General features: G+C 68.2%; 23 protein-coding genes and 2 tRNA genes. 12 read left to right on the plus strand and 13 right to left on the minus strand.

Features of this window, described 5'->3' with window-relative positions; translation table 11 throughout:
• Positions 1 to 30: 30 nt before the first annotated feature.
• The 6 genes from KHF85_RS07855 (at position 31) to KHF85_RS07880 (ending at position 7459) form a co-directional block, all read left to right on the plus strand.
• Positions 31 to 480, plus strand: coding sequence for a MarR family winged helix-turn-helix transcriptional regulator (locus tag KHF85_RS07855; protein WP_284569145.1), 450 nt, complete (start codon positions 31 to 33; stop codon positions 478 to 480).
• 8 nt (positions 481 to 488) lie between these two features.
• Positions 489 to 1973: an efflux transporter outer membrane subunit gene (locus tag KHF85_RS07860; RefSeq protein ID WP_284569146.1), complete on the plus strand. Its 1485-nt coding sequence runs from the start codon at positions 489 to 491 to the stop codon at positions 1971 to 1973.
• A 10-nt stretch (positions 1974 to 1983) separates the two neighbouring features.
• Complete coding sequence (locus tag KHF85_RS07865) at positions 1984 to 3165, plus strand: efflux RND transporter periplasmic adaptor subunit (RefSeq protein WP_284569147.1); 1182 nt, start codon at positions 1984 to 1986, stop codon at positions 3163 to 3165.
• Between the two features lie 8 nt (positions 3166 to 3173).
• A complete protein-coding gene (locus tag KHF85_RS07870) occupies positions 3174 to 4748 on the plus strand; it encodes a DHA2 family efflux MFS transporter permease subunit (protein ID WP_284569148.1) in 1575 nt (524 codons plus the stop codon).
• 112 nt (positions 4749 to 4860) lie between these two features.
• On the plus strand, positions 4861 to 5817 hold the full coding sequence (locus KHF85_RS07875) for an IS1595 family transposase (protein ID WP_284566649.1): 957 nt from the start codon (positions 4861 to 4863) through the stop codon (positions 5815 to 5817).
• Positions 5818 to 5917: 100 nt separating this feature from the next.
• Entirely contained in the window at positions 5918 to 7459 is a 1542-nt protein-coding gene (locus KHF85_RS07880) for a GDSL-type esterase/lipase family protein (protein ID WP_284569149.1), read from the plus strand.
• Positions 7460 to 7492: 33 nt separating this feature from the next.
• On the opposite strand, the gene KHF85_RS07885 is transcribed toward KHF85_RS07880, so the two are convergent.
• Complete coding sequence (locus tag KHF85_RS07885) at positions 7493 to 7837, minus strand: helix-turn-helix domain-containing protein (protein WP_003467211.1); 345 nt, start codon at positions 7835 to 7837, stop codon at positions 7493 to 7495.
• 287 nt (positions 7838 to 8124) lie between these two features.
• Here KHF85_RS07885 and KHF85_RS07890 point away from each other — a divergent pair, with 287 nt between their 5' ends.
• Positions 8125 to 8322 (plus strand): hypothetical protein, encoded by a 198-nt coding sequence (locus tag KHF85_RS07890; RefSeq protein WP_064538097.1) that lies wholly within the window; start codon positions 8125 to 8127, stop codon positions 8320 to 8322.
• A gap of 290 nt (positions 8323 to 8612) precedes the next feature.
• Here KHF85_RS07890 and KHF85_RS07895 read toward each other — a convergent pair.
• Positions 8613 to 8699, minus strand: a tRNA-Leu gene (locus tag KHF85_RS07895).
• 113 nt (positions 8700 to 8812) lie between these two features.
• Complete coding sequence (locus KHF85_RS07900; RefSeq protein WP_284569150.1) at positions 8813 to 9262, minus strand: VirK family protein; 450 nt, start codon at positions 9260 to 9262, stop codon at positions 8813 to 8815.
• Positions 9263 to 9703: 441 nt separating this feature from the next.
• Between KHF85_RS07900 and KHF85_RS07905 the strand changes: the two genes are divergently transcribed.
• The 4 genes from KHF85_RS07905 (at position 9704) to rlmB (ending at position 14056) form a co-directional block, all read left to right on the plus strand.
• Positions 9704 to 9790, plus strand: a tRNA-Leu gene (locus tag KHF85_RS07905).
• 137 nt (positions 9791 to 9927) lie between these two features.
• Positions 9928 to 12393: a ribonuclease R gene (gene rnr, locus KHF85_RS07910; RefSeq protein WP_409976674.1), complete on the plus strand. Its 2466-nt coding sequence runs from the start codon at positions 9928 to 9930 to the stop codon at positions 12391 to 12393.
• A 108-nt stretch (positions 12394 to 12501) separates the two neighbouring features.
• Positions 12502 to 12972: a GFA family protein gene (locus KHF85_RS07915; protein ID WP_284569152.1), complete on the plus strand. Its 471-nt coding sequence runs from the start codon at positions 12502 to 12504 to the stop codon at positions 12970 to 12972.
• Positions 12973 to 13309: 337 nt separating this feature from the next.
• Positions 13310 to 14056, plus strand: a complete 747-nt coding sequence (gene rlmB, locus KHF85_RS07920) for a 23S rRNA (guanosine(2251)-2'-O)-methyltransferase RlmB (RefSeq protein ID WP_003467227.1) — start codon at positions 13310 to 13312, stop codon at positions 14054 to 14056.
• Between the two features lie 497 nt (positions 14057 to 14553).
• Here rlmB and KHF85_RS07925 read toward each other — a convergent pair whose 3' ends face one another.
• The 10 genes from KHF85_RS07925 to pstS all read right to left on the minus strand — a co-directional run bounded on the left by KHF85_RS07925 (position 14554) and on the right by pstS (position 23790).
• Positions 14554 to 15480: a type III effector gene (locus KHF85_RS07925; RefSeq protein ID WP_284569153.1), complete on the minus strand. Its 927-nt coding sequence runs from the start codon at positions 15478 to 15480 to the stop codon at positions 14554 to 14556.
• A 364-nt stretch (positions 15481 to 15844) separates the two neighbouring features.
• On the minus strand, positions 15845 to 16489 hold the full coding sequence (rnt, locus tag KHF85_RS07930) for a ribonuclease T (RefSeq protein ID WP_284569154.1): 645 nt from the start codon (positions 16487 to 16489) through the stop codon (positions 15845 to 15847).
• Positions 16490 to 16793: 304 nt separating this feature from the next.
• Positions 16794 to 17540, minus strand: coding sequence for an HvfC family RiPP maturation protein (locus tag KHF85_RS07935; protein WP_284569155.1), 747 nt, complete (start codon positions 17538 to 17540; stop codon positions 16794 to 16796).
• The gene (locus KHF85_RS07940; RefSeq protein WP_237650624.1) at positions 17533 to 18408 is read right to left on the minus strand and encodes an HvfB family MNIO-type RiPP peptide maturase; all 876 of its coding nucleotides are present in this window, start codon (positions 18406 to 18408) and stop codon (positions 17533 to 17535) included. Before KHF85_RS07940 ends, KHF85_RS07935 begins: the two co-directional genes overlap by 8 nt.
• Positions 18395 to 18766, minus strand: a complete 372-nt coding sequence (locus KHF85_RS07945; RefSeq protein WP_284569156.1) for an HvfA family oxazolone/thioamide-modified RiPP metallophore — start codon at positions 18764 to 18766, stop codon at positions 18395 to 18397. Before KHF85_RS07945 ends, KHF85_RS07940 begins: the two co-directional genes overlap by 14 nt.
• 213 nt (positions 18767 to 18979) lie before the next feature.
• Positions 18980 to 19690: a phosphate signaling complex protein PhoU gene (phoU, locus tag KHF85_RS07950; RefSeq protein WP_003467248.1), complete on the minus strand. Its 711-nt coding sequence runs from the start codon at positions 19688 to 19690 to the stop codon at positions 18980 to 18982.
• Positions 19691 to 19761: 71 nt separating this feature from the next.
• The gene (pstB, locus tag KHF85_RS07955) at positions 19762 to 20589 is read right to left on the minus strand and encodes a phosphate ABC transporter ATP-binding protein PstB (protein ID WP_237650625.1); all 828 of its coding nucleotides are present in this window, start codon (positions 20587 to 20589) and stop codon (positions 19762 to 19764) included.
• A 19-nt stretch (positions 20590 to 20608) separates the two neighbouring features.
• Positions 20609 to 21475: a phosphate ABC transporter permease PstA gene (pstA, locus tag KHF85_RS07960; RefSeq protein WP_003467254.1), complete on the minus strand. Its 867-nt coding sequence runs from the start codon at positions 21473 to 21475 to the stop codon at positions 20609 to 20611.
• Positions 21475 to 22449: a phosphate ABC transporter permease subunit PstC gene (gene pstC, locus KHF85_RS07965; RefSeq protein ID WP_284569157.1), complete on the minus strand. Its 975-nt coding sequence runs from the start codon at positions 22447 to 22449 to the stop codon at positions 21475 to 21477. The genes pstA and pstC overlap by 1 nt, the downstream gene beginning before the upstream one ends.
• A 240-nt stretch (positions 22450 to 22689) precedes the next feature.
• Positions 22690 to 23790 carry a phosphate ABC transporter substrate-binding protein PstS gene (gene pstS, locus KHF85_RS07970; protein WP_284569158.1) on the minus strand — a complete coding sequence of 367 codons (1101 nt, stop codon included), beginning with the start codon at positions 23788 to 23790 and terminating at the stop codon, positions 22690 to 22692.
• 219 nt (positions 23791 to 24009) lie between these two features.
• Here pstS and KHF85_RS07975 point away from each other — a divergent pair, with 219 nt between their 5' ends.
• On the plus strand, positions 24010 to 24966 hold the full coding sequence (locus KHF85_RS07975; protein ID WP_284566649.1) for an IS1595 family transposase: 957 nt from the start codon (positions 24010 to 24012) through the stop codon (positions 24964 to 24966).
• Positions 24967 to 25260: the final 294 nt, after the last annotated feature.

Raw genomic sequence — 25260 nt, forward strand, 5'->3', positions numbered from 1 at the left:
TATATTTCCAAATGAAAATAATTGGCGTCCATGAACTGCGTTCCCTCCCATCCCGGTCCGCCGTCGTTCGGCCTGCTGCTGCGGCAGGTCCGCGACGGGCTGATGCGCCGCCTGGACGATTCCATGGCCGAACTCGAGCTCGGCCTGGGCTTCAGCCACTACATCGGCATGAAGGCGCTGGCGTACATGTCGCCATGCACCGCCAACGAGTTGGCCCAGGCCATCGACCAGAACCCCAGCGCGGTCACCCGCCTGCTGGACAAGCTCCAGGACCTGGGCTGGGTGCGCCGTGAAGCGCATGCGCAGGACCGCCGCGCGCTGCAGATCGTGCTGACCGACGAGGGCCGCGCGCTGTGGCAGCAGCTCAAGCAGCGCGGCGACGAGGCCATCGCCAGCGCCTTGCGCGACCTCTCCGCCGACGAGCGCGAGCACCTCACGTCGTTGCTGACCCGCGTCCGCGACTCCCTCAATTCGCCATGACTCCGCTTATGAACCTCTCCGCTTCGTCCCATCGCCTGCGCCCGTTCGCGGCCGCGGCCCTCACCCTGGCGCTGGCCGCCTGCGCCAGCAGCCGTGGCCTGGAACCGCAGGGCCGCCGGCTCGACGCCGACCGGCAACTGCAGGCCGGCAAGACCCTGGCCGCCGGCCAGCTGGCGCCGGCCGCCTGGCCGCAGCAGGACTGGTGGAAGGCGCTGGGCGACCCGCAGCTCGACGCGCTGATCGCCGAGGCGCTGCAGGGTACGCCGAACCTGGAAGCGGCCGACGCGCGGCTGCGCCTGGCGCAGGCGCAGGCCGGCGCGGCCAATGCCGACCGCGGCGCCAAGCTGTCGCTGTCGGCCGGCTATACCGGGCTGCAGCTGCCCAAGGGGCTGGCCGGCGACGAGATTGGCGGCAAGTACATCCATGCCGAGCAGGCGGTGCTGGATTTCAGCTACGGCTTCGACCTGTGGGGCGGCAAGCGCGCGGCCTGGGAAGCGGCTGTGGACCAGGCGCATGCGGCGCAGGTCGATGCGCAGGCCGCGCGCCTGGACCTGTCGGCCGGTGTGGCCCGCGCCTATGCGCAGCTCGGCTACGCCTGGCGCCTGTACGACCTGGCCGGCGAAGAACTGGCGCGCTCGGACAACAGCCTGAAGCTGGTGCGGCAGCGCCGCGACGCCGGCATCGACAGCAACCTGCAACTGCGCCAGGCCGAGGCGCGGGTGCCGGCGGCACGCCAGCAGCAGCAGGCCGCGCAGCAGCAGATCGACGAGGCGCGGACCGCGCTGGCGGCCTTGCTCGGCCGCGGTCCGGATCGCGGCCTGCAGATCGAGCGGCCGCGGCCGCTGGACCCGGCGGCGGTGCGACTGCCCTCGGTGCTGCCCAGCGACCTGCTCGGGCGCCGCCCGGACGTGGTCGCCGCGCGCTGGCGGGTCGAGGCCGCCTCGCAAAGTATCGGTGCGGCCAAGGCGCAGTTCTATCCGAGCATCAACCTGCTCGCGCTGGGTGGCGTGGCTGCCGCCAATCCTGCCGACCTGTTCAAGGGCGACGCGCTGCTCGGCGTGTTCGCGCCGAGCGTGAGCCTGCCGCTGTTCGACAGCGGACGCCTGCGCAGCCAGCTGGCCGAGCGCGACGCGCACTACGACCTGGCGGTGGCCAGCTACAACCAGGCGCTGGTGGCGGCACTGCGCGAGGTCGCCGACCAGGTCAGCGCGGCGCGTTCGCTGGCGCAGCAGGCGCAGCAGCAGGCGCAGGCGGTGAGCACCGCGCAGGCCGCCTTCGGCCTGGCGCAGCAGCGCTACCGCGCCGGTATCGGCAACTACCTGGACGTGTTGAGCGTGCAGCAACAGTTGCTCGAAGCGCAGCAGCGCCTGGCCTCGCTGCAGTCCAACCAGATCCTGGTCTCGGTGCGCCTGAACCAGGCGCTGGGCGGCGGCTACGACGCCACCCCCGCCGCCGACGCGCCGTCGACCTCTTCCGCTTCCACGCATTCCTGAGACCGCTGCAATGAATCAGACAACGACTCCCGATTCCTCCGCTCCCGCCACCAGCCGGCGCGGCAAGCTGTTGCGCGGCCTGGCCGTGCTGGTGGTGCTGGTGCTGATCGCGCTGGCGATCTGGTACTTTGTCTCCGGCCGCTGGCACGAAGATACCGACGACGCCTACGTGCAGGGCAACCTGGTACAGATCACGCCGATGGTGGCCGGCACCGTGGTCAGCATCGGCGCCGACGATGGCATGCGCGTGCAGCGCGGCCAGTTGCTGGTCAAGCTCGATCCGGCCGACACCCAGGTCGCGCTGCAGCAGGCCGAGGCCAATCTGGCGCGCACCGTGCGCCAGGTGCGCGGCCTGTTCCGCAGCGTGCAAGGCGCGCAGGCCGAACTGTCGTCGCAGCAGGTGACCCTGCAGCGCGCCCGCGCCGACGTCGCCCGGCGCAGCAGCCTGGTCGCCACCGGGGCCATTTCCGCCGAGGAACTGGCGCATGCGCGCGACCAGCTTGCCGCCGCCGAGGCCGCGGTCAGCGGTTCGCGCGAGACGGTGGAGCGCAACCGCGCGCTGATCGACGACAACGGCGTGGCCCACCAGCCCGACGTGCAGGCTGCCGCTGCGCAGGTGCGCCAGGCGTTCCTCAACAACGCCCGCAGCGCGATCGTCGCGCCGGTGTCCGGCTATGTCGCGCGGCGCTCGGTGCAGGTCGGCCAGCGCGTGCAGCCCGGCACCGCGCTGATGGCGGTGGTGCCGCTGGAGCAGGTGTGGGTGGAAGCCAACTTCAAGGAAACCCAGCTCAAGCACATGCGCCTGGGCCAGCCGGTGGAACTGCAGTCGGACCTGTACGGCGGCGCGGTGCACTACCAGGGCACGGTGCAGAGCCTGGGCCTGGGCACCGGTAGCGCGTTCTCGCTGCTGCCGGCGCAGAACGCCAGCGGCAACTGGATCAAGATCGTGCAGCGCGTGCCGGTGCGCATCGCCATCGATGCCAAGCAGCTGGCGCAGAACCCGCTGCGCATCGGCCTGTCGATGAAGGTGGACGTGAACCTGCACCAGCAGAGCGGCGGCGTGCTGCCGAGCAAGTTCGCCACCGGCACGCTGCTGGACACCGACGTCTATGCGCAGCAGCTGGGCCAGGCCGACGAAACCATCGCGCAGATCATTCACGCCAACCTGCCCGACGCCGCCAAGGCGAACTGAGTCCGGCCATGTCCAACCAAGCTGCCACTCCTGCCGCGCCCGGAGCTCCGGACGCGGCGATGGGCTTCCGCCCGCCCAGCGTGGCGTTGTGCACGGTGGGCTTGGCGATGGCCTCGTTCATGCAGGTGCTCGACACCACCATCGCCAACGTCTCGCTGCCGACCATCGCCGGCAACCTCGGCGCCAGTTCGCAGCAGGCGACCTGGGTCATCACCTCGTTCGCGGTCAGCAACGCGATCGCGCTGCCGCTGACCGGCTTTTTGAGCCGGCGCTTCGGCGAGACCAAGCTGTTCGTGTGGGCCACGCTGGCCTTCACCCTCGCCTCGCTGCTGTGCGGCCTGGCGCAGAGCATGGGCATGCTGGTGGTGTCGCGCGCGGTCCAGGGCTTCGTGTGCGGGCCGATGTACCCGATCACGCAGAGCCTGCTGGTATCGATCTACCCGCGCGAGAAACGCGGCCAGGCCCTGGCGCTGCTGGCGATGATCACCGTGGTCGCGCCGATCGCCGGCCCGATCCTGGGCGGCTGGATCACCGACAACTACAGCTGGGAATGGATCTTCCTGATCAACGTGCCGCTGGGCATCATCGCCGCAATCGTGGTCGGCTCGCAGCTGCGCGAGCGTCCGGAACCGACCGAGCGCCCGCGCATGGACTACGTCGGCCTGATCACCCTGATCATCGGCGTGGGCTGCCTGCAGCTGGTGCTGGACCTGGGCAACGACGAGGACTGGTTCAGTTCGAACAAGATCGTGGTGCTGGCCGCGATCTCGGCGGTGGCGCTGGCGGTGTTCCTGATCTGGGAACTGACCGACAAGGATCCGATCGTCAACCTGCGCCTGTTCCGCCACCGCAACTTCCGCGCCGGCACGCTGGCGCTGATCGTGGCCTACGCCGCGTTCTTCAGCGTGTCGCTGCTGATCCCGCAGTGGCTGCAGCGCGACATGGGCTATACCGCGATCTGGGCCGGCCTGGCCACCGCGCCGATCGGCATCCTGCCGGTGCTGATGACCCCGTTCGTCGGCAAGTACGCCTCGCGCTTCGACCTGCGCATGCTCGCCAGCATCGCCTTCATCTTCATGGCGGTGACCAGCTTCATGCGCTCGGACTTCAGCCTGCGCGTCGATTTCGCGCACGTGGCCGGGGTGCAGTTGCTGATGGGCGTGGGCGTGGCGCTGTTCTTCATGCCGGTGCTGCAGATCCTGCTGTCGGACCTGGACGGGCGCGAGATCGCGGCCGGTTCCGGCCTGGCCACGTTCCTGCGCACGCTGGGCGGCAGCTTCGCCGCCTCGCTGACCACTTACCTGTGGGCCAAGCGCACGCAGCTGCACCACGCCCACCTCACCGAGCATATCTCGGCCTATACGCCGGGCATGCAGGAGCAGGTGCAGGCGATGGGGCGGGGCGACCTGCAGAGCGGTGCGGCCTTCCTCAACAACACCATCAACCACCAGGCCTCGCAGATGGGCTTCAACGACATCTTCTACCTGCTGGGCTGGACCTTCCTGGCGATCATCTTCTTCCTGTGGCTGGCCAAGCCGCCGTTCGCGGGCGGCGGCGGCGCGGCGGCCGCCGGCGGTCACTGAGTCCGGGCTGCCGGCCACGACGAAACCCCGCCTGCTGCCCTGATTAGCGCTGTGTCTCAGCTGGTGATGCTGCCTTGGTTTAGAAATGCAGGTTCTTCAGTGAGATACGGCGATGACGCTCAATCGGATCCAGTTCCAAAAGGGGCTTTCGATTCCGGCTTTTCTGAGCCGCTACGGCTCCGAGGCGCAATGTGTCGAGGCCTTGGTTCAGGCCAGGTGGCCCAATGGCTTCGTGTGTCCGCAGTGCGGACACACGCATGCCAGTGGCTTTGAGCGGGGACGCCAGCACCTGTGGCAGTGCGCGCGCTGCCGGGTACAGACCAGCTTGACCGCCGGCACGCCCATGGCAGACACCAAGCTTCCCTTGCGGGTGTGGTGGCTGGCCATCTATCTGGTGAGCCAAGCCAAGAACGGAATTGCTGCGCTGGAACTGGCTCGGCAACTGGGCGTGTGCTATCGCACTGCATGGCGGATCAAGCACAAAGTGATGTCGGCGATGGCCGATCGTGAGCAGTCACGCCGGCTCGACGGAGAGGTCCAGATCGATGATGCCTATCTGGGCGGCGAACGCGCCGGTGGTCCAGGCCAACCGCAGTGGCGCAATAAAGTGCCGTTTATTGCAGCGGTTTCCCTGCATCAAGGGCGCCCGCGCTATCTCCGCCTGGATGTGGTCTCCAGCTTCCGAAGAAGCGTCGTGCACACGTGGGCTCAGCAGGCACTGGCACCGGGCACCCATGTCGTCAGTGATGGGCTGACAGCGTTCACCGGTGTGGGCTGGGCAGGCCTGACCCACGATGCCATCGTGACCGGAAGCGGCCGCAAAGGCGTCCAGCAGCCTCGTCTGCGTTGGGTCAATACGATCCTGGGCAATCTCAAAACGGCGCTTAGCGGCACCCACCATGCGGTGGACTTCCCCAAATACGGCGCGCGCTACCTGCATGCGCATGCCTACCGCTTCAATCGCCGCTTCAACCTGGCCGCCATGGTGCCGCGCCTGGCCAGTGCCCTGGCCGGCGCGGGAAGGCTCACAGAGCAGCAACTGCGTACGACAGCTGAGACACAGCGCTAATCAGGGCCTGCTGCGGGGTTTCGTTTGTGCGCCACGCTTGCCGCCGCAGCGTGCGGCAGACCAGAATGCGGCTTCCTCGCAGCCCTCGGCAGGTTCGGACATGCAGCGTTTTCTGCGCGCCTTGTGCGCTCGCTCGGACTGCTCGCGGCCGCGCCGCGCTGCTGCACGCACCTGGCCGCGTGCGGCGCTGCTGCTGTGCCTGGGCGCCTTCGGCAGCGCCGCGGCGCAGGCCGACGCGGGCGTGGCCGCGACCACCCCGACCGATCGCCTGCACGAAGCCTGGTGGGCGCAGCGCCACCAGCAGGTGCTGGCGCAGGCGCGCGCGCATGCGGACACGCCGCTGCTGCTGATCGGCGACTCGATCACCCACAACTACGACAAGGCGAACGCGCCGGACCAGGATTTCCAGCCGACCTGGCAGACCTTCTACGGCAGCCGCGGCGCGCTCAACCTGGGGTTCAGCGGCGATGCCACCGAGCACGTGCTGTGGCGGCTGCAGCACGGCGAGGTGGACGGCCTGCAGCCCAAGGTGGCGGTGCTGCTGATCGGCACCAACAACACCGGGTACGAGCAGCACAGCGCCGCCGACACCGTGCTCGGCATCGACGCGGTGGTGGCGACGCTGGAACAGCGCCTGCCGACCACGCGCATCCTGCTACTCGGGCTGCTGCCCAGCGCAGGCTCGGTGCAGAAGACCGCGCGCGATGCCGAGGTCAATCGCGCCCTGGCGGTGCGCTACGGCGACAATCCGCGCGTCGCCTATCTCGACATCGGCGCGGTGTTCCGCAAGGACGGCGCGCTCGACCAGCGCCTGTTCTACGATCCGCGGCTGCAGCCGCCCGGCCACGCGCTGCATCCGGACACGCGCGGCCAGCGGCGCATGGCCGAGGCGATCGAGCCGACCCTGGCGCGCCTGCTCGGCGAGCCGCCGCGGGTACCGCTGGCGGCGATGACCGCGGCCAACACCGCGCTGATCCCGGTGCCATGGCTGGAGCAGGATTCCTACGACTGGTACGCGCGCCACCACGCGGCGCTGGACGCAGCGCGGCACGTGCAGCCGGAGGTGGTGATGCTGGGCGATTCGATCACCCACTTCTGGGGCGGGCCGCCGCAGGCCACCCGGGTCGGCGGCGCGCGGGCCTGGCAGCGTACCTTCGGCGCGCGCAAGGTGCTGAATCTGGGTTTCGGCTGGGACCGCACCCAGAACCTGCTGTGGCGGCTGCGCCAGGGCGAAGTGGACGGATTGGCGCCGCGCTGGGTGGTGATCAACATCGGCACCAACAACCTCACCGGCACCGAGCACGCACGCGCCAGCACGCCGCAGGAAGCCGCCGACGGCGTGGCCGCGGTGGTCGCCGAGGTGCGGCAGCGGTTGCCGCGCAGCAGGATCGTACTGATGGGCATCCTGCCGCGCGGCTTCGCCGCCGACGCGCCGCTGCGCGCGCCGATCGCGCAGACCAACCGCCTGCTGGCCGCGCGCTTCGGCCACGATCCCGCGGTGCGCTGGCTGGACATCGGCGCGCGCTTCCTGCAGCCCGATGGCGGCCTGCCGCAGGCGCTGATGCCCGACAGCACCCATCCCAGCGAGGACGGCTACCGGATCTGGGGCGAGGCGCTGCGCGAGATCGGCGTGGGCGATTGAAACCGGCCCCCTGTAGGAGCGGATGCGGCGCGCTCAGCCCTTGTCCGGCTTGAGCAGTTCCAGCACCGCTTCGCGGCGCCGCGCCGGCAGGTTGCGGTAACGGGTCAGCAGCGCCTGTTCGTGGGGGTCGTGCGCCTGCAGTGCGTAATCGGCCGGCATGTCCTGCAGGCGTGCGCTGCCCTGGCCGCAGATCAGCTCGTCCAGCGAGCGCTTGAGCGTGCCGCGCAGGTTGGGCAGCAGGCGGAAGCTCGGAGTTTCGCGATCGTTCTCCCATGCCGATACCGACGACTTGGTCACGCCCAGCGCGAAACCCAATTGTTCCTGGGTGAGCCCGGCGGCTTTCCTGGCCTCGCGCAATCGGTCGCCGAAGCTTTTCATCGCGGTGGGCCTTGCAGAGACAGGGCCTACCAAGATATGGAGCATCCGTAACCTTGTCGTACAGCCATGCTTGACTCTAGATGTTCTGAGATTCGATACTTTGGCGGTGCGGGCGACGCCGACACGTGAGCGCGCGCACGCCGGACAAGGACGACCGAGGAGTGCATGGTGTTTGGCCCAGTTTTCATCGCCGTCGCCGCGACGGCGCAGTGCAGCGCAGTGGCGTTGCGCCAGACGACCGCAGCGGTGGCCGGCGATCCGTGCACGGCTGCAGCACAGGGTGGGGCATGCCCACCTACGAAGTGAAGCTCAGGCGCGTGGCGCAGTTGGAGCCGGCGCTGTACGTGCTGGTCCACGCCGCCAACGCGTATCTGGCCGCGCGCGCCGCCGAGCGCCACAACCCAGGCTATCGGGCGTACATGGTCGCGGTGTGGGTGGACGGCGTGCGCGTGGACATTGGCGCGTTCCGGCCGCCGGATCGCTAGGCGAGCGAACGCGGGACGCGCGCACCAGGACATGCGCTGTGCGCTCCTTCTGCGGCACGGGTGTCGCAGAAGCAGAAGGAGCGCCGTGATTTCCGCCGCATGGCCGCGCACAGCGCTTGCGGCGAACCTGCAGCACCAGTCGCTGCGGCAGCCTCATCAATGCGCACGTTCTTGCAGGCATCCGCCGTGGTTGCCGCGCCTGCACAACATCGGGATCGATTGCTTTCCCGCAAACGCCAGGCAAAAAAAATCCCGCCGAAGCGGGTTTTTCTTTTACTGCTTGCTGTATCTGGTGCCCAGGAGAGGACTCGAACCTCCACGAAGTTGCCCCCGCTAGCACCTGAAGCTAGTGCGTCTACCAATTCCGCCACCTGGGCGATACAGGCCGAGAATTTTGTCGGTTGCGCGCGCCGCTGTCAAGCGGCGTTTTGCATGCGCGCTTCGGCGGCGCGTGCGCCGTGGCTACAGCGCAGGCACCGCCCCGCCGCGATCAGCTGGCGGTGAAGCGCAGGCCCTGGTTGATCGCGCAGCGGTAGCCGAGCGTGGTGCCGTTCTGCTGGTAGCCGGGCAGGGCGAACACGGCCATGCTGAAGTCGACGCTGCTGTCCGGGTGCACCTGGTAGCGCAGGAACTGCTGGATCGGCTTGCCGTCGCGGCCCACGGTGAGGTGCTCGTCGGCGAAGGACAGGGTGCCGTCGGCGATCACCCGGTAGGCGCCGATGCGCAGGCCGCCGCGGGTCTGGGTCGGCGTGGCGCCGCCGCTGGTGGGCGTGCACTGGCTCAGGTCGATCGCGACCGCGACCGAGGCGCCGCTGTCCAGCGCGCGTTCGATCTCGGCGAGCGAATCCAGCGGCGTGGCGGCGCCGGCAGGATGGGCGAAGGCGAGTGGCGTGGCGGCGAGCAGCGAGGCGGCCAGCAGCGACAGGGACAGGGACTTCATGCGGAGCTCCGGAGCATGGGGGAGGGAGGGGCAGTTCGCCGCACGCACGCTAGTCCCTTGCGCTGCGCTGTCAATCGACAAAATCGCGTTTTCGCGGCTGCGTCACAGCATTTGTTCGAAGCAGTTCCGCTCGCCCTGGCGCAGCTTGCGCGTCGTGTCCGGATCCGCATGAAAGATGCGGTTTTTTGCCGAATGCGCCGCGCCTGCGCAGATCGCTCTGCCAGCAGGTGGCCGCGCGCGATCCGGCGCCGCCATGCGTTGCCGCTGGCGCCGTGGCCCAGCCATGTCGCCGCAGCAGGCGCGTCGCCTTGGCTGGTGCTCGGGCGATCCGTGCGCCGCGCACTGCGCGCTGTGCCGAGCGGCGCGTGCGCCGCCGGACGCCGCGTTGCGCGGAGGCATTGACAAGGGCGCGCGCTGCCCGCAGAATTCGCGGCCTTCAGCGCCCAGATGGCGGAATTGGTAGACGCACTAGCTTCAGGTGCTAGCGGGGGCAACTTCGTGGAGGTTCGAGTCCTCTTCTGGGCACCACATGCAACACGCGGGAGCGCTGAACTCCCGCAACGACCGGCCCGCTGATGCGGGCCTCGTCGTTTCTGGCAACCGCCCGCCGCAGCTTGCGCTCGCCGGTTTGCCTGCGTTGACGGCCCAGCGAGTACCATGGGTGGATGACCAATCGAAAAACCAAGTCCGGCAAGCCCGGCAAATCCGCATCCCACGACACGCCCGCCGGCAAGGCCGGCGCCCCGGCGGCTCCGCCTCCGCCGAAGAAATCCAGGATGCCGTCGTGGATGCCCAGCCTCCCCAGTTTCCTGCGGCGCAGCCCCAAGCCGCCGTTGCAGCCGCTGCCTCCACCTGAGCCGGTGGCCGCCGCGTCCTCGCGCAAGAAGCCGGCCGCTGCGGTGGCCGATCCGTTCGCTGCCCGCGAGGCCGAGCGCTATGCCGAGCCGATCGCCAGCCGCGAGGCGATCCTGCAGTTGCTGGACCGCTGCGACGGCCCGCAGACGCTGGAAGAGCTGGCCGCGCAACTCGGCCTGACCGAGCCTTCGCGCATGGAGGCGTTGAGCAAGCGCCTGGGCGCGATGCTGCGCGAGGCGCAACTGGTGCAGAACCGCCGCGGCGGCTACGCGCCGGTGCAGCAGACCAACCTGATCCCCGGCGTGGTGATCGCCAATCCCGACGGCTTCGGTTTCCTGCGCCCGGACGAAGGCGGCGACGACCTGTTCCTGCCGCCCTACGAGATGCGCAAGGTGCTGCATGGCGACCGCGCGCTGGCCAACGTCACCGGCATCGACCGCCGCGGCCGCCGCGAAGGCAGCATCGCGCGCGTGCTCGAGCGCGGCCTGAGCCGGCTGATCGGCCGCTTCAGTATGGAAGGCGGCATCGCCTACGTGGTGCCGGACGACAAGCGCATCCAGCGCAACATCCAGATCCCGACCGATGCGATCGGCGAGGCGCGCGACGGCCAGCTGGTGGTGTGCGAACTGACCTCCACCCCGGACGGGCGGCGCCCGCCGATCGGCAAGATCATCGCGGTGCTCGGCGACAAGCTGACCCCGTCGCTGGTGGTGGAAACCGCCATCCACGGCCGCGAGCTGCCCTACGAATTCCCGCAGGCGGTGCTCGACGAAGCCGCGGCGGTGCCGCTGACGGTGGAGCCGGCGGCGATCAAGGGCCGCGTGGACCTGCGGCAGACGCCGCTGGTGACCATCGACGGCGCCGACGCCAAGGACTTCGACGACGCGGTGTTCTGCGAACCGAACGCGGACGGCTTCCGCCTGGTGGTCGCCATCGCCGACGTGTCGCATTACGTGCGTCCGGGCACGCCGCTGGACGTGGAAGCGATCCGCCGCGCGACCTCGGTGTATTTCCCCGGCTTCGTGGTGCCGATGCTGCCGGAGACGCTGTCCAACGGCATCTGCTCGCTCAATCCCAAGGTCGACCGCATGTGCTTCGTCTGCGACATGCAGATCGATCGCCAGGGCGAGGTGGCCGGCGCGCGCTTCTACGAGGCGGTGATGAATTCGCACGCGCGGCTCACCTACGACCAGGTGTGGCAGGCGGTGGGCGAGAAGGACGAGCAGGTGCGCAAGGACGTGGCCGCGGTGCTGCCGCAGATCGAGCGCCTGTACCAGCTGTTCCAGGTGCTGGCCAAGGCGCGCTCGCGCCGCGGCGCGATCGAGTTCGAGACCTCGGAAGTGCGTTTCGTGCTCGACAACACCGGTGAGGTGACCCAGGCCGGCATGCTGGTGCGCAACGACGCGCACAAGCTGATCGAGGAATGCATGATCGCCGCCAACGTGGCCGCGGCGCGGCACCTGCTGGAGGCGCGCATCCCGGCGCCGTACCGCGTGCACGAGCGGCCGCCGGAGTCCAAGTACGCCGACCTGCTGGAGTTCCTCAAGGAATTCAAGCTGAGCCTGCCGCCGTGGGGCAAGGTGGTGCCGGGCGACTACACCAAGCTGCTGAAGAAGGTGCGCGAGCGCCCCGACGCGGCGTTGCTGGAGTCGGTGCTGCTGCGCAGCCAGAGCATGGCGGTGTACTCGCCGGACAACGCCGGCCACTTCGGCCTGGCGCTGGAGGCGTACGCGCACTTCACCTCGCCGATCCGCCGTTATCCGGACCTGCTGGTGCACCGCGCGATCAAGTACGCGCTGACCCGCGGCGCGCCGGACAAGTACCTGTATTCGCCGCGCGAGATGGCGGCGCTGGCGCTGCAGTGCTCCGAGCGCGAGCGCCGTGCCGACGAGGCCGAGCGCGAGGTCGACGAGCGCTACCGTGCGGCGTGGATGGAAAAGCACGTCGGCGGCCAGTTCGATGGCGTGGTCAGCGGCGTCACCAGCTTCGGCCTGTTCGTGGAGCTGGACCAGTCCAAGGTCAACGGCCTGATCCACGTGACCCAGCTGCCGCAGGACTATTACCAGTTCGACGCAGTGCGCAAGACCCTGTCCGGCGAGCGCCGCGGCATGCAGTTCCGGCTTGGCGACCGGGTCCGCATCCTGGTGCTGAAGGCCAGCATGGAGGAGCGCAAGATCGACTTCCGCCTGGTGGTGGAAGGCGAGCCGATGACCGATATGCCGCCGCCGCCGGAACGTGGGCAGCAGCCGGCCAAGCGCAAGAAAAAGAAGTACTGACGGCGCGGCGTCGCGGCGTGCCGCCTGGCGGCCGCCGCGATCGTTCGCCCCCTGCGCGCAGCGCAAGGGGCGCGGCCCGCGCACCGCGGTTCGCAGCGGAGAGCCGACATGGAGCATGACCACTACAGCGGCGGTTGCCAATGCGGCGCGGTGCGCTTCCGCGTGCGCGGCCGGCTCGACGACGCGTCGATCTGCCATTGCCGGATGTGCCAGAAGGCGTTCGGCGCCTATTACGCGCCGCTGGTGTCCACGCGCGGTGCGCAACTGCTGTGGACGCGCGGGGCGCTGAAGCATTTTCAATCGTCCAACCTGGTGCGGCGCGGCTTTTGCGCCGACTGCGGCACGCCGCTGACCTACGAGGCGCCGGACGGCGTCGCCGTGGCCGCCGGCGCGTTCGACGACCCGGCGGCGCTGCCGCCGCGGATCCAGTACGGGCTGGAAGCCAGGCTGCCGTTCGTGGACGGCCTGCACCGGTTACCGGCGATCCGCACCGAGGCCGATCTGGACGCGGCGCCGTTCCTGGCGCAACTGGTGTCGCACCAGCATCCGGACCACGACACCGAGCGCTGGCCGGCCTGAGTCGGCTGTCGCCGCAGGCCGGTCCCGGTCCTGTTCGCAGGGGGCGTGGCCGAAGGCCGCTGCGCATGGCGCCGCGAGCGCCGCATGGACGTTTGGGTGTGTTGCCGCAGGCCGCTGCGCCCGCAGCAGGCGGCTTGCGTTGCTGCCGGGTAAGCGGGATTTCCGGTGCGCGCTGCTTGCTCGGCGCCGCTGCGCGACAGCGGCTGGGTCGGACTCTGTGGTCCTGCTGCGCATGGCGCCGATGCCCGGTCGGCGCGCTTGCGCGGCGCAGGCGATGTGACGCGAGCGCCGGCAACGCCTACCATTCCCGTTTTCCTTATCTTGCAGCCCCCGCCTCATGAGCAAGCAGAACCAGTGGATCGTCGGCGTCAACGCCGTGGCCTCGTCGATCGAGAACGATGCCGACAACGTGCGCGAAGTGCTGATCGAGGCGGGCAGCAAGAACCCGCGGCTGGTGGAGATCGAGGAGAACGCGCGGCGCAAGGGCATCGAGGTGCGGCGGGTCAACACCCAGGCGCTGGACGGCGTCGGCGGCTCGGTGCGGCATCAGGGCGTGGCTGCGCGCTATGCGGCCGCGCGCACCTGGGGCGAGAACGAACTGGAAGGCCTGGTTGCCGCCGCGGAAGGCCGCGCGCTGCTGCTGGTGCTCGACGGCGTGCAGGATCCGCACAACCTCGGCGCCTGCCTGCGCAGTGCGGCCGCGGCCGGCGCCACTGCGGTGGTGATCCCCAAGGACAAGTCGGCGCCGGTCAACGCCACGGTGCGCAAGACCTCGGCCGGCGCCGCCGACCGTATCCCGATCGTGGCGGTGACCAATCTGGCGCGCTGCCTGCGCGACCTGCAGAAGCAGGGCGTATGGATCTACGGCCTGGTCGGCGAAGCCGAGACCTCCCTGTATGCGCAGGACCTGCGCGGCAACGTGGCGCTGGTGCTGGGCGGCGAATCCGACGGCCTGCGCCGGCTCACCCGCGAGCATTGCGACGGCCTGGTCAAGATCCCGATGCCGGGCGACATCGAGAGCCTCAACGTGTCGGTGGCCACCGGCGTGACCCTGTTCGAGGCGGTGCGGCAGCGCATGGGGTGAGGGCGGTGCGCAGGTACGTTGAGCGTGGGCGTTGCTAGGCTGCGCGGTCAGTGTGGAACGGGCGCGGGGCCGGTAGGTCCGCCCGCTTCGTTTGTCGCGACTGAAGTCGCTCCCACCGAGGGCTCCGGATACTTGTCGGGCGCACTGTGGCGGACTTCAGCCCCGACTGCACGGTGGCGGAAGAAGGTGGTCTCCACGGCCAGGCCCGGTGGCGAACACCGGCTCGGCGATGGGCTGCGCAGCCGGTTCCGGCTGCATACGAATAGCAGGTTGCGGGTCATGTCGCGCGCTGCCGGCGCGCGCGGCGCTACCAATGGCCGCGCGCGGGCGGCCGCAGCACGGCCTTGATGTGGGCGAACGGCGCGGGACAGCTAACGATCTCCCTGCCGCCGCCCAGGTCGCGCCTGCCAGTTCGTCGTTGCCGTAATGCAGTGGCCTCCGCGTTGGTTACGCCTGACCACTCCGCGCTGCGGGTTGCTCGCCGCTCTTCAGTTGCACTACCACCTGCAGCCATTGTTTTGCCATGCCGTATGCGCGGAATTTTCATTGTCGATTGTGCAATACATTATCTTGTCAAATGAATTAGAAGACATGATCGACGAGCGATACTTGGTGCTGGGGTCAGCGGCAGAGGTGCGTTCGTTGAAGAATCTGCTGGTGTCCGCATAGGTGTCCATGTTCTCCACCAGGCCACTGCCGATAGGATGAGCGCCGCGTTGCATAAGGTATGCATTGACCATTTCGGTTGATACCGGCGTCACATTGGCGTATGCGGAGACTGCTCTTGGATCTGGCTGGCTGCGAGGGGCGCGCTGTGCGAGCGGAGTGACGTTCGGACTCAGGTCGTTCGACTGTTCTAGCGTCGTCGCGGCCGGGTGCGTCACCCAGGCGTCCACGACGACGGTATCCTTTTCGCCCCAGGTGCGATCGCGAGGATCGCCGATCAGCACATAGGCATGATCCTGATTGCGGTCATTTACTCGGAGTAGCGGAGCATTCAGGGATTTCGCCGCCAGCAGGGTGTAGGCGACATTTGCATGTTCGCCGCAGTTACCTGCTTGATAAACGGCGGCTTTGCCTGCGTTCTGGATTGGATTTTCGTTATACTCGTTATCTCGAAGCATGGTCTGCCTTGCCCAGGATTCTCCTTGCGTGTAGCTGACATCAGTTTTCTGATTTCCAGCGCCATAAGGCAGTAGATATTTTGTTTTCATTACTGCCTCCTCTGCCAGCTTCAAGTTTTCTATGGTGGATGAGTTGACATTTACCTTTTTCGACCTGAAGGAACTCAGTCCGAGAAATTCGGGTGACGAATATTGGTGCAATTTAACGACGGGTTCCTGGCTGAAGCCGGTCAGGCCGTCATGAGCCGTAGATGGTTCGTAAGATTGGTTGGAACGATTGATTTTTGGCATGTCGATCATGAGGCATTGTAGTGTCGTACGAGCATGGCCTCATCACTGCGCCTGGCTTTCGCAATTGGCGAAGTTTAATTTTCTTTTGCGAATGCCTGCCGATTCCCTGCGCTGTGAGGAAACGCTTATACAGGTTGCTGCGCGGCAACCAAGCTGGTGGCTGCTGCTTCGAATTTCATCCTGTAGTCGCCGGGGTGGTGGTTTAGTCGGCTCTTGCGGTCATATCCGCGTCGCGACACGGTTATACCTACCGTATTCTTCTGACTGGCTAGTGCGACTGGGCCGAACTGAGGCGTGCCACCAGCCGACTTCGTCTTGGATGAGCGGTTGTCCTTCGGTTGTGAATGCGCCACCGCATCGGTCGGTGCATACCTCAACTAATCTGCGGCCCCGGCCAGGCGTTGGCGATCTTGCAGAACAGGCGCGCGGTCTGCTCGGTGTCGTAGACCGCGCTGTGCGCGTCGGCGGCATTCCAGTCGAAGCCGGCGGCCTGCACGGCGCGGGCCAGCACGGTCTGGCCGTAGGCGATGCCGGCCAGGGTCACGGTGTCGAACACGCTGAAGGGGTGGAACGGGTTGCGCTTGTGGCCGCAGCGGGCCACGGTGGCGTTGAGGAAGTTCAGGTCGAAGTGGGCGTTGTGGCCGACCAGGATCGCGCGCTGGCAGCCGTACTTCTTCACCGCCGCGCGCACCGGCGCGAACACGTGGTCCAGGGCTTCGCGTTCGGGCTTGGCGAAGCGGAACGGGTGGTCGAGGATGATGCCGGTGACTTCCAGCGACTTGGGGTCGATGGCGGTGCCGGGTGCCGGCACTACATGCGCGCTGGCGGTGGTGCCGGGGTACAGCTGGCCGGCAGCGTCCATCTCGATCGGGACCACGGCGATCTCCAGCAGCGCATGCCGGTTCCAGTCGAAGCCGCCGGTCTCCACGTCCACCACCACCGGCAGATAGCCGCGGAAACGCCGCGACATCGGGGTGGCCGCAAGGGGCTGGGACGGGCTGTCGACGTGATCGTTCATCCGGCAAGGGTAGCAGAGCGCGGCTAAACCTCCGCCGCGACAGGGCGCGCGCGGGCTTGGCGAAGACGGATCGGGACAGGCGCGCGCCTTCGATACAGGCGCCACGGCACGCGGCGAGACCAATTTCTGCAGATCGGTGATGCGACGTGCAGATCGAGGGGGGCGCCGTCGGCGGGGTGTTGTGGGAGCGACTTCAGTCGCGACGGCTTTACCGTGAACGCCTGTCGCGACTGAAGTCGCTCCTACAGTGGCACATGACCGGTGAACCGAAATGCCACCGTGCTTGCCTATCGCGTTGCGCGCTTCAGGCCGGCAGGCGGGTGCCGAGCACGCTGCCCTGTTCGCGCAGGCGCTCGAGCAGCGCGGCGCCGTCGTGCAGCAGGGTGCTCGGGTCATGGCCGTGTTCGGCGGCCAGGCGCAGCAGCAGGGCGCGCCCGCTGTGCTCGCCCTCGCGCAGCCGCTCGATCACGGCATGGGCCAACGGTGCCAGTTCGGCGAAGCGCGCCTGGCCGTCGGCATCGCGTCGCGCCAGCAGGCAGGTCGGCTGCGCCGGCGCCTCGCGCGTTTGCCAGGCCGTGCCGATGCGCTGCACCGGCCAGCGATAGCGCAGCAGGCGCAGCCAGGGCGACAGCTGCGGAACGCCGGCGAGCAGGTCGCCGTGCGGGTCGTGCGGCGGCAGCGGCGCGTCGTCGATCTGCACTTCCAGCTCGACCGTCTCGTAGTGCGCCAGTTCCGCCAGCCACGGCCGTTGCGCATCCACCGCGCGTTGCTGCAGGAAGCGCACGAACTCGCCGCCCACGCGCGGGAACAGGGGGGTGCGGGCGCGGTGTTCGGCGCAGAACGCGTGCAGCAGGGCCTGCCATGCGTCCGCGTCGAGGGTGGCGCGCAGCACCGGGAAATGCGCGGCGAGCAGCTGCGCGATGTTGTCGAAGAACAGTGCGCGGTATACCGCCAGCCGCCGCGGTTCGATGTCCGCCGGCGGCGCATGCCGCTGCGGATCGCGCAGGTGCAGGGCCAGCGCGAACTGCTGCGCGTGCAGCGACTCAGCCATGCGCCAGCGGTGCCGCCTGCGTCGCCATGGCCCGCGCCTGCGCCTCGCGGATGCGTTGGACCTCGTGCAGCAGGTCGGACAGCGGCGGCAAGTGGCTGTCGCGCTCCAGCAGGGTCGGGCGCACGCCATGCAGGCGATAGGCGGCGTCGAGCAGATCCCACACCTCGGCCGCCACGGCCGCGCCATGGGTGTCGATCTTCAGCGCGCTGGCGGCGTCGTCGCGATGCCCGGCGATGTGGTACGAGGCGATGCGCGCGCTCGGCATCGCGGCAAGGAAGGCGAGGGCGTCGTAACCGTGGTTGGCGGCGTTGACGCAGACGTTGTTGACGTCCAGCAGCAGATCGCAGTCGGCTTCGGCCAGCACCGCGGCGACGAACGCGGCTTCGCTCAGCGCCTGGCCGGGCGCGGCGTAGTAGGACACGTTCTCCACCGCGATGCGCCGGCCCAGCGCGTCCTGCGCCTGGGCGATGCGCGCGCCGGCGTGGCGCACCGCCTCGTCGGTGAACGGCAGCGGCAGCAGTTCGTAGAGCTGGCCGTCGTCGGCGCTGTAGCTGAGGTGTTCGCTGTACAGGGCGACCTTGTGTCGATCGAGGAACTGCCGGGTCTGCCGCAGCAGCACCGCATCCAGCGGCGCCATGCCGCCCAGCGACAGCGACAGGCCATGGCAGCTCAGCGGATGGCGCGCGGCCAGCGTGTCCAGCATCGCGCCGAGGCGGCCGCCGACACCGATCCAGTTGTCCGGCGCGCACTCCAGGAAATCGAATGCGGCCGGCGTTGCCTGCAGCAGTTCCGGCAGCAGGCCGCGGCGCAGGCCAAGTCCGGCGCTCGCCGCGGCCGGCCCGCGCGGGGCGGCATCAGCCGCCGCCACCGCACTTGCCTTCGCCGCACTTGCCTTCGGCCATCGCCTTGTCGTCGTGCTTGGCCGCGGCGGCGGCCGACTTGTCCGGCTTGTCCGGCTTGGCCGCCGCGGCGTCCTGCGCATGCGCCGCGCCGCTGGCCTCGGCGGCCTTGCCGGCGCCTGTGGCATTGGCGGACGTTGACCTGGACTTGGGCTGCGCCGGCAGCGTGCTCGCTGCCCTGTCGGCGCTCGGCGGCGCCACGGCCTGTGCGCCGAGCGCATAGCCCTGGGCCAGTTCGGTCATCGCCAGTGCGGAGGCGGACAGGCCCAGGCCGCCGAGCAGGACGGCGCCGGCGAGGGCGGTGGACGGACGCGACGGGATGGACATGCGGACTCTCCAGGCAGGCGGGACAGGGCGCCGGCGTCGCCACGCCGACCGTGTACGCCAAGCGTACCCGCTGGCGTACACGGCCGCATGCGGCGCTACGCCGTCGTCTACGAAAAGGCCCCGCCGAAGCGGGGCCAGGTGTGCTTCGCGGTCGATGGGTGTGGCCACGGATCGACCGCATCCATCACGTGTCCATGCCGCGGGAGCCTGCGCTCAGATACCGGAGGTGGTGCTGGTCTCGTCGCGTTTGTCGCGCGGCGGCAGCGGCTGGTCGCCGTGCACCAGGAACCACACGTTCTCGGCGATGTTGGTGGCGTGGTCGCCGATCCGTTCCAGGTTCTTGGCCATGAACAGCAGGTGCGTGCACGGGGTGATGTTGCGCGGGTCTTCCATCATGTAGGTCAGCAGTTCGCGAAACAGCGCGGTGTACTGCGCGTCCAGCAGCGCATCGCTCTGGCGTACCCGCAGCGCGGCGTCGGCGTCGTTGCTGCGGTAGGCGATCAGCGCTTCGCGCACCTGCTGCGCGGCCAGCTTGCCGAGCTGGCGCAGGCCCAGCGTCTGCGGCATCGGCGGCGAGGTGTTCAGCGCGATCGAGCGCTTGGCCACGTTCGCGGCGTAGTCGCCGATGCGCTCGATGTCGGCCGGGATGCGCAGGCCGGCGAGGATCTCGCGCAGGTCGCGGGCCATCGGCCCGCGCAGCGCCAGCCGCATCACGTCGCTGCTGATCGAATGTTCCAGCGCGTCGATCGCCTCGTCGTTGACGACGATGCGCAGTGCGGCGTTGTCGTCGCGGCGCTCGACCACGTCCAGTGCCGCTTCCAGCTGCGCCACCGCGGTCTCGCCCATGCGCACGATCTCGGCGACAAGGCGCTGCTGTTCTTCGTCGTAGCTCTTCACGATGTGCTCGTTCGGCTGGGTGTTCATGTCGTAGGTCCGTTGGATTCGTGAATGTCGCTGCAGCCGTCCGGGCGGCGCGGGACTGGCATCGGAGCGTCTCAGCCGAAGCGACCGGTGATGTAGTCTTCGGTCTGCTGCTTGCTGGGCTGCGAGAAGATGATCTCGGTGCGGTCGTGTTCGATCAGGTCGCCCAGGTACATGAAGGCGGTGTAGTCGGACACGCGCGCGGCCTGCTGCATGTTGTGGGTGACGATGACGATGGTGTAGTCGGTCTTCAACTCTTCGACCAATTGCTCGATGCGGCTGGTGGAGATCGGGTCCAGCGCCGAGGTCGGCTCGTCGAGCAGCAGCACGTCCGGGCGCAGGGCCACCGCGCGGGCGATGCACAGGCGCTGCTGCTGGCCGCCGGACAGGCCCAGCGCGCTCTGCCCGAGCTTGTCCTTGACCTCGTCCCACAGCGCGCCCTGGCGCAGCGCCTGCTCGACGCGGTTGGTCATGTCCGCCTTGGACAGCTTCTCGTGGTGGCGGATGCCGTAGGCGACGTTCTCGAAGATGGTCATCGGGAACGGCACCGGCTTCTGGAACACCATGCCGACCTTGCTGCGCAGGCGGTTCATCGGGTACTTCGGCGACAGGATGTTCTCGCCGTCCAGCAGCACCTCGCCGCGCGCCTCCAGCTTCGGATACAGCGCATAGATGCGGTTGAAGATGCGCAGCAGGGTCGACTTGCCGCAACCGGACGGGCCGATCAATGCGGTCACGCGCTTTTCCGGCACCTCGATATTGATGCTCTTCAGCGCATGGTACTTGTCGTAGTAGAAGTCCAGGCCGCGTGCGGCCACCTTGACCGGCGATGGCGCCAGCGCGGTGTGTCCGGCGGGCATGGCGATGCGGTGCATCGGTGCGGTGTTGTGCTGATCGTTCATGGCCGGTTCCATAGGTGGCTCAATCGTTGGAAGTCTTGTAGCGGCGCAGCAGGCCGCGCGCGCCGAGGCTGACCAGCAGCACGAACACGGTGAGTACCAGCGCGCCGGACCAGGCCAGCTGCTGCCAGCTCGGGTAGGGGCTGCCGGCGAAGGAGTTCATCACCACCGGCACGCTCGCCATCGGCTGCATCACGTTGTTGTTCCAGTACTGGTTGCCGAATGCCGTGAACAACAGCGGCGCGGTCTCGCCGCTGATCCGCGCCAGCGCCAGCAGCACGCCGGTGACGATGCCGGCCGAGGCGCTGCGGTACAGCACCTGCACCGTCACCTTCCACTGCGGAATGCCCAGCGACAGCGCCGCTTCGCGCATCTGCGAGGGCACCAGGCGCAGCATTTCGTCGGTGGTGCGCACCACCACCGGCAGCACGATGAAGGCCAGCGACAGCGCGCCGGCCATCGCCGAGAAACGCCCGCCGGTCTGCATCACGTACAGCGTGTACACGAACAGGCCGAGCACGATCGACGGCGCCGACAGCAGGATGTCGTTGACGAAGCGCACCACCTGGCCGGTCTTGCGCGCGTTGCCGTATTCGGCCAGCCAGGTGCCGGCGGCCACGCCCAGCGGGGTGCCGATCAGCAGCGCCAGGCCGCACATCACCGCGCTGCCGAAGAACGCGTTGGCCAGGCCGCCTTCTTCACCCGGCGGCGGGGTCATGCGGGTGAACAGGTCGATGTTGATGCCGGCGATGCCCTTGGACAGCAGGGTCCACAGGATCCAGCCCAGGAACGCCAGCCCGAACAGCGCGGTGAGGCAAGAGAGCAGCAGCGCGAACACGTTGACCACGCGGCGGCGGTTGTACAGGCGGTCGGCGATGTCGGCGGCCATCAGTTGCCCTCCCGGCGCGACAGTTGCTGCAGCATCAGGCGGGCGATCGCCAGCACCACGAAGGTCACGATGAACAGCACGAAGCCCAGCAGCAGCAGCGCCGAGCGGTAGGTCTCGGTGGCCTCGCCGAAGTCGTTGGCGATCAGCGCGGCGATGGTGGTGCCCGGTTCCAGCAGCGACGGCGACAGCCGCACCGTGTTGCCGACCACGAACGCCACCGCCATGGTCTCGCCGAGCGCGCGGCCCAGGCCCAGGAAGATGCCGCCGATCACCGCCGAGCGGGTGTAGGGCAGCACGATGTCCCAGCTCACTTCCCACTTGGTCGAACCCAGCGCGTAGGCCGATTCCTTCAGGCGCGTCGGCACGGTCAGGAACACTTCGCGCATCACCGAGGAGATGAACGGGATCACCATGATCGCCAGCACGAAGCCGGCGGTGAGCAGGCCGATGCCCAGCGGCGGGCCCTGGAACATCGGCCCGATGACCGGCAGCGTGCCGATGTGGTCGTTGAGCCAGGGGGTGCCGTATTCGGTCATCACCGGCACCAGCACGAACAGGCCCCACATGCCGTAGATGATCGAGGGGATGCCGGCCAGCAGTTCGATGGCGGTGCCGACCGGGCCGCGCAGCCAGCGCGGCGACACTTCGGTCAGGAAGAACGCGATGCCGTAGCTCACCGGGACCGCGATCAGCATCGCGATCATGGCGGTGACCAGGGTGCCGTAGATCGGCGCCAGCGCGCCGTACTTGTTCTCGACCGGGTTCCATTCGCTGGAGTAGAAGAAGCTCAGGCCCTGCATCTGCAGGGCATGGCGGCCGCCCCACAGCATCGACAGCGCCGCGCTGGCCAGGGCGATGAGAACGAACACGACGGTGGCGGTGAGCGTCCAGCGGAACAGACGGTCGGCACGGGCGTCGCGCAGGTCGCGTCCGCCGGGCGCCGATATCGCTTCGGGAATGACAGTGGCGTTCATGGGCTCGGTGTTTGCCGGAGCGCGCGCTGGCGCGGTCCGGTCGTTGCCGCGGCGGCGGTGGCCGCACGCGGTGGGTGGCTGCGTCGCTCCCGCGCAAGCGGGAACCCGAAAGTCCGGAATACGTGGTGCCGATCTGGCGCCCGCTGCCGCCTGCAGCGGCGCCGGGCGCGATTCACCTGCGCGGCGCGTACCGCGTCCGCGCGCCTGCTTGCGCCGGCGAGGGCGCAAGCGCGCTTGCGCTTACTTGAACTCTTTGGCCCAGTACGCCTCGATCTGCTGCACCAGTTCCGGCGGCAGCGGCACGTAGTGCAGTTCGTTGGCCTGCGGCTGGCCCTTCTCGAACGCCCACTTGAAGAACGCCAGGGTCGCCTTGCTGCGCGCGGCGTCCTTCGGCTGCTTGTGCATCAGCATGAAGTTGGTGGCGGTGATCGGCCACGCCTGCGCGCCGCTGGCGTTGGTGATGACCAGATTGAAGTCCTTGGCGTTGGCCCAGTCGGCCGACGCGGCGGCCGCAGCGAAGCTGTCGGCGTTGGGCTGCACCCAGTTGCCGGCCGCATTCTGCATCGAGGCGTACGGCATCTTGTTCTGCAGCGCGTAGGCCAGTTCGACGTAGCCGATCGAGCCCTTGATCTGCTGCACGTACGAGGCCACGCCTTCGTTGCCCTTGCCGCCGACGCCGCCCGGCCACTGCACCGAGGTGCCTTCGCCGACCTTGCTCTTCCACTCCGGGCTGACCTTGGACAGGTAGTTGGTGAAGTTGAAGCTGGTACCCGAGCCGTCGGAGCGGTGCACCAGGTTGATCTTGGTGCTGGGCAGGGTGGTGCCGGGGTTCAGCGCGGCGATCGCCGGATCGTTCCAGGTGGTGACCTTGCCGAGGAAGATGTCGGCCAGCACCGCGCCGGTCAGCTTCAGCTTACCCGCTTCCATGCCGTCCAGGTTGACCACCGGCACAACCCCCCCAATCGCCGAGGGGAACTGGCCGAGGCCGGCGGCGGCCAGCTCGGCGCTGTCCAGCGGCTTGTCGGAGGAGCCGAAATCGACCGTGCCGGCCTTGATCTGGGCGATGCCGCCGCCGGAGCCGATGGACTGGTAGTTGATCTTGTTGCCGGTGGCGGTGTGGTAATCGGCCGACCACTTGGACACCAGCGGATAGATGAAGGACGCGCCGGCGCCGGAGATCTCCGCGGCGGTCTTGGCGCCGTCGGCCGCAGCGGCTGCGGGCGCACCACCTGCCGCATCGGCGGCACCCTGCGGCTTGTCGCCATTGCCCGGCTGGCAGGCAGTCACGGCGAAGGCCAGGGCCAGGGACAGAACGGCAAAGCGTGCCGGCTGCAGTTTCATGGAGTCACTCCGTAGCGAAGAGGGCCGGAAGCTCCGGCGGATGCTCGCTATGAAATGATGTTTTTGTTACAACCTCATGACGCGGCTGCCCGTGCGTGAAATTGGTCAAGGAAAACAAGCGCTTCGCACCCCTCTCCCATCGGGCCCTGATTAGCGCTGTGTCTCAGCTGGTGATGCTGCCTTGGTTTAGAAATGCAGGTTCTTCAGTGAGATACGGCGATGACGCTCAATCGGATCCAGTTCCAAAAGGGGCTTTCGATTCCGGCTTTTCTGAGCCGCTACGGCTCCGAGGCGCAATGTGTCGAGGCCTTGGTTCAGGCCAGGTGGCCCAATGGCTTCGTGTGTCCGCAGTGCGGACACACGCATGCCAGTGGCTTTGAGCGGGGACGCCAGCACCTGTGGCAGTGCGCGCGCTGCCGGGTACAGACCAGCTTGACCGCCGGCACGCCCATGGCAGACACCAAGCTTCCCTTGCGGGTGTGGTGGCTGGCCATCTATCTGGTGAGCCAAGCCAAGAACGGAATTGCTGCGCTGGAACTGGCTCGGCAACTGGGCGTGTGCTATCGCACTGCATGGCGGATCAAGCACAAAGTGATGTCGGCGATGGCCGATCGTGAGCAGTCACGCCGGCTCGACGGAGAGGTCCAGATCGATGATGCCTATCTGGGCGGCGAACGCGCCGGTGGTCCAGGCCAACCGCAGTGGCGCAATAAAGTGCCGTTTATTGCAGCGGTTTCCCTGCATCAAGGGCGCCCGCGCTATCTCCGCCTGGATGTGGTCTCCAGCTTCCGAAGAAGCGTCGTGCACACGTGGGCTCAGCAGGCACTGGCACCGGGCACCCATGTCGTCAGTGATGGGCTGACAGCGTTCACCGGTGTGGGCTGGGCAGGCCTGACCCACGATGCCATCGTGACCGGAAGCGGCCGCAAAGGCGTCCAGCAGCCTCGTCTGCGTTGGGTCAATACGATCCTGGGCAATCTCAAAACGGCGCTTAGCGGCACCCACCATGCGGTGGACTTCCCCAAATACGGCGCGCGCTACCTGCATGCGCATGCCTACCGCTTCAATCGCCGCTTCAACCTGGCCGCCATGGTGCCGCGCCTGGCCAGTGCCCTGGCCGGCGCGGGAAGGCTCACAGAGCAGCAACTGCGTACGACAGCTGAGACACAGCGCTAATCAGGCCATCGGGCGAGGGGCCGGGGGGAGGGTAGGGGCGAAGCCTCGCGCAGTTGGGCGGAATCGCTGCGCTGGTGCTCGCGTCCTGGGTATCTGGGCGGCTCTTGTACGTCTGCGACATCCGGCACCGCTTCGCGCTCCTGCATGCCCTGCGCTATCAGGCTGCTTCGCGTCCTCACCAGGCACCGCTTCCCGCCTACCCTCATCCGCCCTGCGGGCTTCCCCCGAAAAGGGGGCGATGGTCCTGGTGGGAGAAGGAATAAAAAACGCGGACCCCGTGAGGGGCCCGCGTCG

It is taken from the genome of Xanthomonas graminis pv. graminis (assembly GCF_030168915.1).
In the GTDB taxonomy this organism is placed as follows: domain Bacteria; phylum Pseudomonadota; class Gammaproteobacteria; order Xanthomonadales; family Xanthomonadaceae; genus Xanthomonas_A; species Xanthomonas_A translucens.